This is a genomic window from Kitasatospora sp. NPDC001539, assembly GCF_040298565.1.
Classification (GTDB): domain Bacteria; phylum Actinomycetota; class Actinomycetes; order Streptomycetales; family Streptomycetaceae; genus Kitasatospora.
In genome coordinates this window covers 1-3,627 of sequence record NZ_JBEPAK010000411.1, presented here as the reverse complement: position 1 = coordinate 3,627, position 3,627 = coordinate 1, and the positions used below count along the sequence as shown (strand labels likewise).

The 3,627-nt window shown below is 74.5% G+C and carries 3 protein-coding genes; 1 reads left to right on the top strand and 2 read right to left on the bottom strand.

Annotated elements, in window-relative coordinates; translation table 11 throughout:
- Positions 1–42: 42 nt before the first annotated feature.
- A complete protein-coding gene (gene galT / locus ABT247_RS32575; protein ID WP_350750051.1) occupies positions 43–1,146 on the bottom strand; it encodes a galactose-1-phosphate uridylyltransferase in 1,104 nt (367 codons plus the stop codon).
- Positions 1,147–1,392: 246 nt separating this feature from the next.
- Between galT and galK the strand changes: the two genes are divergently transcribed.
- Positions 1,393–2,553, top strand: a complete 1,161-nt coding sequence (gene galK, locus ABT247_RS32570) for a galactokinase (RefSeq protein ID WP_502892542.1) — start codon at positions 1,393–1,395, stop codon at positions 2,551–2,553.
- Between the two features lie 143 nt (positions 2,554–2,696).
- Here galK and ABT247_RS32565 read toward each other — a convergent pair whose 3' ends face one another.
- Positions 2,697–3,503, bottom strand: coding sequence for a DeoR/GlpR family DNA-binding transcription regulator (locus tag ABT247_RS32565; protein WP_350750048.1), 807 nt, complete (start codon positions 3,501–3,503; stop codon positions 2,697–2,699).
- Positions 3,504–3,627: the final 124 nt, after the last annotated feature.

Here is a 3,627-nt window from a genome sequence, read left to right as displayed (position 1 = left end):
GTCGACGCCGCGGGCTCCGGTGGGCGCGGCGGGCGCCCGGGGTCAGCCGGTCGCGGCGGAACGGAGGCGGGCCGCGGCCTGCTCCGGGCTCACGTCGGTGACGAAGGCGTCGAGCCCGGACTCCACGCCGGCCAGGTACTTGAGCTTGCCGGGCGCCCTTCGGATGGTGAACAGCTCGAGGTGGAGGGCGAGTTCGCCACCACCGGTGTCCGGTGCCTGGTGCCAGGCGGAGATGTACGGGGTCCGGTTGGGGGCCGCGCCGGGCGGGGCGGGGAACAGCGCGTCGAAGCGGCGCAGCAGGTCCAGGTAGAGGCCGGGGAACTCGGCGCGTTCGGCCTCCGAGAGTGCGGTCAGGTCGGCGACCCGCCGGTGGGGGTAGAGGTGGACCTCGTAGGGCCAGCGGGCGGCGAACGGCACGAACGCCGTCCAGTGCTCGCCCCGGAGCACCAGCCGCTCGGTGGAGTCCCGTTCGGCGGCGAGGAGGTCCTCGAACAGGTTCCGGCCGGTGCGGGCCCGGTGGGCCTCGGCGCGGGCGATCATCCGGGCGGTGCGGGAGGGGACGAACGGGAAGGCGTAGATCTGGCCGTGCGGGTGGGCGAGGGTGACCCCGATCTCCGCGCCGCGGTTCTCGAAGCAGTACACCTGCCGGACGCCGGGCAGGGCGGAGAGTTCCGCCGTGCGGTCCGTCCAGGCGTCCAGCACCAGTCGGGCCCGGGCCTCGTCCAGGTCGGCGAAGGAGGCGTCGTGATCGGAGGTGAAGCAGACCACCTCGCAGCGGCCGTTGCCGGGCCGGAGGGTGTGCAGGGGCGCGTCCCGCTCCGCGACGTGGTCGGCGGCGCCGGTGGCGAGCGAGGGGAAGCGGTTCTCGAAGACCGCCACCTCGTAGTCGGCCGCCGGGATCTCGCTGAGCCGCCCGTCGCGGGAGGGGCACAGCGGGCATTCGCCGGCCGGCGGGTGGTAGGTGCGCTGCTGGCGGTGCGCCGCCACCGTCACCCACTCGCCGAGCACCGGGTCGAGCCGGATCTCGGAGAGGCTCGCCGCGGGCTCCAGGGGGCGTTCGTCGGTGACGTCGCGGAGCGCGCCCGGCTCCCGGTCGAAGTAGACCAGTTCGCGGCCGTCGGCCAGCTTGGTGGCGGTTCTGTGCACCGCTGTACTCCTTACGCGTGGGACGTCGCCCCGGCAGTTTTCGAGCTTCAACAGATTCAAACAGAGACGATCGCTTGTCAACAAGCATCCCGGCTGGTCGGGGCGCGCCCCGGTTCGCCGAGCCGACCCGACTGAACATGGTCATCGCGGATGTTGACCCTGAGGGTGGTCGTGTTTGATTATGTCGGAATGAGCTCCCGCTCGCTGATCGACACCGCCGGCGGGGACCCCACCCGCGCACCAGGCATGGAGCTGAACGCGATGATCGACGAGGCCGCCACCGACTTCGAGGCCGTCCACGGGGCACGGCCGAGCGGCACGTGGGCCGCCCCCGGCCGGGTCAACCTGATCGGCGAGCACACCGACTACAACGACGGCTTCGTCCTGCCCATCGCCCTCCCGCACACCACCCGGGTCACCGCCCGGGGCCGGGCGGACCGACGGCTGCGGCTCTACAGCGCCCAGGGCGACGGCAGGGTCACCGACCTCGCCCTCGACGGCCTGGCCCCGGGCGTGGTGGCCGGCTGGGCCGCCTACCCGGCGGGCGTGTTCTGGGCGCTCGCCGAGGCGGGGCACCCCGTCGGCGGGGCCGACCTGTTCATCGACAGCGACGTGCCGACCGGGGCCGGCCTCTCCTCCTCGGCCGCCCTGGAGTGCGCGACGGCCGCGGCCCTGAACGACCTCCACGGCCTCGGCCTGACCGGCCCGCAGCTCGCCCTGGTCGCCCAGCGGGCCGAGAACGCCTTCGTCGGCGTGCCCTGCGGCGTGATGGACCAGATGGCCTCCGCCTGCTGCACGGCCGGCACCGCGCTGTTCCTGGACACCCGGACGCTGCAGCAGCGGCACGTGCCGTTCGACCTCGAGGCGGCGGGACTGCGACTGCTGGTCATCGACACCAAGGTCAAGCACGACCTCGGCGACGGCGCCTACGCGGCCCTGCGGGCCGGCTGCGAGCGCGCCGCCGAGCTGCTCGGCCTCCCCGCGCTGCGCGACCTCGCGGTCGCCGACCTGGACCCGGCGCTGGGCCGGCTGCCCGGCGAACTCCGCTCGCTGGTCCGGCACGTGGTGACCGAGAACGAACGCGTCACCGAGACCGTGGAGCGGCTGGAGCACGGCGCGACGGCCGCGCTGGCCCCGATCCTGACGGCCGGACACGCGTCGCTGCGCGACGACTTCCGGGTCTCCTGCGCGGAGACCGACCTGGCGGTCGAGGCCGCCGTCGCCGCCGGGGCACTGGGCGCGCGGATGACCGGCGGCGGCTTCGGCGGGTCGGTCGTCGCCCTGGTCGCGGAGGCGGACGCGGAACCGGTCGCGGAGGCGGTGCGATCGGCCTTCGGCTCGGCGGGTTACCGCCCGCCGGTGGTCTTCACCGCCGTCCCCTCGACGGGAGCCCGCCGGGTGGCCTGACCGGGCGCCGCCCGGCCGCCCGTACGACCGCCCGTACGGCCGCCCGTACGACCGTCCGTACGGGCGCCCGGACGACCGCCCGCTCGGGTGCCCGCCCAGCCTGTCGTCCGGGCGACCGCTCGGCCGGTCGTCCGGGTGCCCGCTCAGCCGCCCGCCGGGACGACGACGAGCTCGCCGACGGACTCGGCGAGCACCTCGCGCGCGGTCGCCGGCAGGGCGTCGTCGGTGACGAAGCAGTCGACCTCCGTCAGGTTCGCGAAGCTGCTCAGCCCGACCACGCCCCACTTGGTGTGGTCCGCGACCACCACGGTGCGGCGTGCCGAGGCGATCAGGGCCCGGTTGGTCTGCGCCTCGGCGAGGTTGGGCGTGGTGAGGCCGGCCTGCTCGCTCACCCCGTGCACACCCAGGATCAGCAGGTCCACGTGCAGCGACCGGATCGTCTGGTCGGCGAGCGCCCCGACCAGGGCCGCCGAGCGGGTGGGCGATCCACCGGTCAGCAGCAGCGACGGGGCGGTCTCCCTCCCGTCGCTCCCGGCCGCCCACAGCAGGTCCGCGATGCGCAGCGAATTGGTCACCACCGTCAGCTCCGGGACCTCCAGCAGCCTGGCGGCGACGGCGTAGGTCGTCGTCCCGCCCGAGAGCGCCACCACGCTGCCCGGCTCCACCAGCTTGACCGCGGCGTCCGCGAGCGCGGCCTTGGTGCCCTCCTCCAGCCCGGACTTGGCGTCGAAGCCGGGTTCGAAGGTGCTCGCCGACCCGGTCGCCACCGCGCCGCCGTGGACCTTCTCCACGGCGCCCTGGCGGACCAGGGCGTCGAGGTCCCGGCGGATGGTCATGTCGGACACGCCGAACTGCTCGACCAGTTCGGCGACCCGGATCGCGCCGGTCCGGCGGATCGCCTCCAGGATCAGCGCCTGGCGCTGGGCGGCGAGCAAGGTCTGGTCAGCCACGGATGACCTTTCGATCGAACGAGCACGTGCGGCTTGTGCGTTCTCGTCGGCGCCGGGAACACGGCCGGGTCCTGCGCCGCCCATTATCCCAGGGCGGGTGCGCCGCCCGTGCCCGGTACCGGGC

Coding starts and splice junctions, on each gene's coding strand:
- galK (WP_502892542.1), top strand. CDS start 1,393: ATGGAGCTGAACGCGATGATCGACGAGGCCGCCACCGACTTCGAGGCC.